The 4,060-nt window shown below is 63.1% G+C and carries 5 protein-coding genes; all 5 read right to left on the reverse strand.

Annotated elements, in window-relative coordinates; all coding sequences use genetic code 11:
- Positions 1-57: 57 nt before the first annotated feature.
- On the reverse strand, positions 58-555 hold the full coding sequence (gene rpsI / locus TVC13_RS17775; protein WP_422402460.1) for a 30S ribosomal protein S9: 498 nt from the start codon (positions 553-555) through the stop codon (positions 58-60).
- 39 nt (positions 556-594) lie between these two features.
- Positions 595-1,038, reverse strand: coding sequence for a 50S ribosomal protein L13 (gene rplM, locus TVC13_RS17780; protein WP_422402461.1), 444 nt, complete (start codon positions 1,036-1,038; stop codon positions 595-597).
- Positions 1,039-1,317: 279 nt separating this feature from the next.
- Positions 1,318-2,247, reverse strand: coding sequence for a tRNA pseudouridine synthase A (locus tag TVC13_RS17785; protein WP_422402462.1), 930 nt, complete (start codon positions 2,245-2,247; stop codon positions 1,318-1,320).
- A gap of 37 nt (positions 2,248-2,284) precedes the next feature.
- Complete coding sequence (gene rplQ / locus TVC13_RS17790) at positions 2,285-2,839, reverse strand: 50S ribosomal protein L17 (RefSeq protein WP_263127408.1); 555 nt, start codon at positions 2,837-2,839, stop codon at positions 2,285-2,287.
- A 64-nt stretch (positions 2,840-2,903) separates the two neighbouring features.
- Positions 2,904-3,914, reverse strand: a complete 1,011-nt coding sequence (locus tag TVC13_RS17795; RefSeq protein WP_152226493.1) for a DNA-directed RNA polymerase subunit alpha — start codon at positions 3,912-3,914, stop codon at positions 2,904-2,906.
- Positions 3,915-4,060 lie beyond the last annotated feature (146 nt).

Below are 4,060 nucleotides of genomic sequence, written 5' to 3' on the forward strand. Positions count from 1 at the left end.
GCCCCCCCCCCCCCCCCCCCCCCCCCCCCCCCCCCCCCCCTTTGGGGTAGGCGCGTTTTAGCGCTTGGAGTACTGAGGCGCCTTGCGGGCCTTCTTGAGACCAGCCTTCTTGCGCTCGATGACGCGGGCGTCACGAGTCAGGAAGCCGGCCTTCTTCAGGGCCGGACGGTTGTTCTCGCGGTCGATCTCGTTCAGCGAGCGGGCAACGCCGAGACGCAGTGCGCCGGCCTGGCCGGAAGCGCCGCCGCCGTGGATGCGGGCGATGACGTCGTATGCGCCGTCGAGGTCGAGGAGCTTGAACGGCTCGTTGACTTCCTGCTGGTGCAGCTTGTTCGGGAAGTAGTCAGCCAGTTGGCGGCCGTTAACGATCCACTTGCCGGTGCCGGGAACAACACGCACGCGGGCGATTGCTTCCTTGCGGCGGCCAACAGCGGAACCTGCAACGGTCAGGGCCGGGCGTTCCTTGACGGCCGATTCGGCAGCGTCAGGGGTTTCCGAGGTGTAGCTGGTGAGCTCCTCGGTGTTTTCATTCAGCTCTTCAGTGTTCTGAGCCACGATTCTCCTTGAATTAATTTCTTAGTTGGCGGGCCAGAACTACTGGGCGACCTGGGTGATTTCGAAGGTCTTGGGCTGCTGGGCGCCGTGCGGGTGCTCAGCACCTGCGTAGACCTTCAGCTTGCCCATCTGCTGTGCAGCGAGGGAGTTCTTGGGCAGCATGCCGCGGATGGCCTTCTCAACTGCGCGCACCGGGTTCTTCTCCAGCAGTTCGGCATAGTTGACGGAGGACAGGCCACCCGGGAAACCGGAGTGGCGGTAGGCACGCTTCTGTTCGAGCTTGGCGCCGGTCAGGGCAACCTTCTCAGCGTTGATGATGATGACGAAATCGCCCATGTCCATGTGGGGAGCAAAGGTCGGCTTGTGCTTTCCGCGCAGCAGTGTTGCGGTCTGGCTGGCAAGACGGCCTAGGACAACGTCGGTGGCGTCAATGACGTGCCACTGGCGGTTGATGTCGCCGGGCTTCGGGGTGTACGTACGCACGGTTTTTGCCTTCGTTTCTTCTTCTTAGGTGGCGCGCCGCGCATGGATGCCATACGCAGTGCAGCTTCTCTATGCGTTACCGGATGGTCAGGTGAGGACTGAATTAACCAGTGGTCCTGAGATCTCGGCTATCTCCCCGGGGCCAGGTGGCTCTGCAACTGAGCCGCTCCCGTGGGCATAGGCCTATCGAGGTAGGACACGCACAACGACTATAAACAATAGCCTGCTTACCGGGTCAGGTCAAAAGTCCCGGCAGACATGCTCTTGCCTGAGCCTATTCTATTCCCTGAGCGCCCTGGTAGTTTCCGCCCTGGCGCGCAGCTCCTCGGCTCCGGGATACTTCACTTCCTCCAGCACCAGCGGATGCGGGGGTGCCAGCTTCGAGTTCGAGTCCCGGATTCGAGCGAACATTCGTTCTGCCAGCCAGCCAGGCCGTCTCTCCCCCGTCCCGACCAACAAGGCTCCCCCGATCAGGGACCGCACCATGTTGTGGCAGAAAGCATCTGCTTTGAGGCGGGCTTCGAGGACGCCGTCGGGACGGCGCGTAAAGGCAAACTCCTGTAGTTCGCGGATGGTGGTGGCACGTTCCCGGGGCTTGCAGAAGGACAGGAAATCCTGCACGCCGAGCACGCCCGCAGCGGCTTCGTTCATCGCGGCTTCGTCCAGGGCCGTCTTGTGCCACAGGGTGGTGCTGCGCTGCAGCGGATCCCAGTCCTGTGAGCGATCCGCAATGCGGTAGCTGTAGCGGCGCCAGAGCGCTGAGAACCGGGCATCGAAGCCGGCCGGGGCGATGGAGGCCTCGTGGACTTCGATTGCGCCGGCCATGGCGTCCACGGCACGGCGGGACAGTCCGGCTTCCTTCAGGGGCACGGTCAGTTCCCGGTTCAGCACGCCGCGCAGGCGGCGGCGGAATGCCTCGGCGGGCTCAAGGTCCGTGCTGCGGGCCTGGGCAGCCCATTTGTCCGGTGTGGTGTCGAAGTGGACAACCTGGCCGCGTGCGTGCACGCCGGCGTCGGTCCTGCCCGCAACAGTGACCCGGACGGGTTGGCGGAAAAGAACGGCGAGGGCTGCCTCCAGGGTTCCCTGCACAGTGGTTAGCCCGGGCTGGACAGCCCACCCCGCAAACGGGGCGCCGTCGTAGGAAAGGTCCAGCCGAATACGAAGAGGCCCGCCGTCCGGGTTAGGGACAGCGGGCCTCTCGATCGTCATACCCCAATATTAAGGGCATGGCGGGGAAATCAGAGAATTACTTCTTCTCTTCGGTTTCCTCAGCTGCTTCGTCAGCGGAATCTGCAGACTCTGCGGAATCAGCGGACTCTGCGGAGTCTGCAGACTCAGCGGAATCGCTGGAGTCAGCCGAATCGGCGGACTCAGCAACCGGAGCCGGAGCAGCGGCAGCAGCAGCGGTGGAAGCTTCTGCTACGACGGACTGCTTGGCGGAAAGCGGTTCCAGCACCAGTTCGATGACAGCCATGGGAGCGTTGTCGCCCTTGCGGTTGCCGATCTTGGTGATGCGGGTGTAGCCGCCGTCGCGCTGGGCAACGGCCGGTGCGATCTCGGTGAAGAGCTCGTGGACGAGTCCCTTGTCAGAGATCAGGGCCAGGACGCGGCGGCGGGAAGACAGGTCTCCACGCTTTGCGAAGGTGATCAGGCGCTCGGCGTACGGGCGCAGGCGCTTGGCCTTGGTCACCGTGGTGGTGATCTGCTTGTGCTCGAACAGCTGGGCTGCCAGGTTCGCCAGCATCAGGCGCTGGTGAGCCGGGCTGCCTCCGAGGCGCTTACCCTTGGTGGGTGTAGGCATTACATTTTCTCCTCAAACGGTGCCATTTAGTGCTCCATGGCACTAACGGCAAGATTTTGCGTGTTTAGAGCTCGTCGTCCGAGAACTCGGACTCGTCCTCTTCGATGGCTGCGGCGTGGGCGGCCAGATCAAACCCGGGAGGAGAATCCTTCAGGGACAGACCCAGTTCAACCAGCTTCGCCTTCACCTCGTCGATGGACTTCGCACCAAAGTTGCGAATGTCCATCAGGTCAGCCTCGGAGCGGGCTACGAGTTCACCCACGGTGTGGATGCCTTCGCGCTTGAGGCAGTTGTAGGAGCGCACGGTCAGCTCAAGGTCCTCAATCGGCAGGGCCATGTCGGCTGCCAGTGCGGCATCCGTGGGGCTCGGGCCAATTTCGATGCCTTCAGCTGCGGTGTTCAGTTCACGGGCCAGGCCAAAAAGCTCAACCAGGGTGGTACCGGCAGAGGCGACGGCGTCGCGCGGTGCAATGGCATCCTTGGTTTCGACGTCGACAATCAGGCGGTCGAAGTCGGTGCGCTGCTCGACACGGGTGGCCTCCACGCGGAAGGTCACCTTCAGAACCGGCGAGTAGATGGAGTCAACCGGAATACGGCCGATCTCCTGGTCGCCGGACTTGTTCTGGCTTGCGGAAACGTAGCCACGTCCACGCTCGATGGTCAGTTCGAGTTCGAACTTGCCCTTCGAGTTCAGGGTGGCGATGTGCAGATCCGGGTTGTGGAACTCGACGCCGGCCGGCGGAGCAATGTCCGCGGCAGTGACGACGCCGGGGCCCTGCTTGCGCAGGTAAGCCACGACGGGCTCGTCGTGCTCGGAGGACACCGAGAGGTTCTTGACGTTAAGGATGATCTCAGTGACATCTTCCTTGACACCGGGAACGGTGGTGAACTCGTGCAGAACTCCGTCGATCCGGATGCTGGTTACTGCAGCACCGGGGATGGAGGAAAGGAGCGTACGGCGAAGCGAGTTGCCAAGCGTGTAGCCGAAGCCCGGCTCCAGCGGTTCGATGATGAACCGGGAGCGGTTGTCGGCTACTACTTCTTCAGTGAGGGTGGGGCGCTGTGCAATGAGCACTTGCATTTCCTTTCAGCGAGCGTCCGCTATATGACGCAACACAAATGGTGGAAACGACGACGACGGGGACACCCCCGCGCGCGTCTTGGACGGCTAGCAGCCTCGCACCCGGGCCGGCGCCGCATCCGGTTCCCCTGCTGGGCAGG

Source organism: Arthrobacter sp. 3Tela_A (assembly GCF_049311025.1).
Taxonomy (GTDB): Bacteria; Actinomycetota; Actinomycetes; order Actinomycetales; family Micrococcaceae; genus Arthrobacter_B.